The 320-nt window shown below is 44.7% G+C and carries 1 protein-coding gene; it reads right to left on the reverse strand.

The window, feature by feature from the left end:
* Positions 1-60 precede the first annotated feature (60 nt).
* Positions 61-320: transposase (locus F0L68_RS41795; RefSeq protein WP_223199669.1), on the reverse strand; the 260-nt coding region annotated here is incomplete at its 5' end.

A 320-nucleotide genomic window follows, 5' to 3' on the forward strand; every position in this document is an offset into this window, starting at 1 on the left:
GAAAAGGTCAATAGTAGCAGGTACAAAAGTATGTACATAGTTCGAGGAATAAGAATTTTATCAATATTTGGTCTGTGAACCTATGTTTGAGATGACTGCATCAAGTCTCCGGGGCATAGACTCCACTAAATTAGCACTTGTGGCTGGTTGGATGGACATCCATTCATCCTCCACTGCTTGTTTGAGCTGCTGTATGTTGCGAGGCTTCTTCTCTTCAACTTTCCTCTTCAACACTCCCCACAGGTGCTCTATCGGGTTCAAGTCGGGTGAGATGCTGGGCCAGGGTAGTGCAGACACTTTTTCACTAAAGAAAAACTGCC

Origin of the sequence: Solihabitans fulvus, from assembly GCF_008386585.1 — a bacterium.
GTDB lineage: Bacteria > Actinomycetota > Actinomycetes > Mycobacteriales > Pseudonocardiaceae > Solihabitans > Solihabitans fulvus.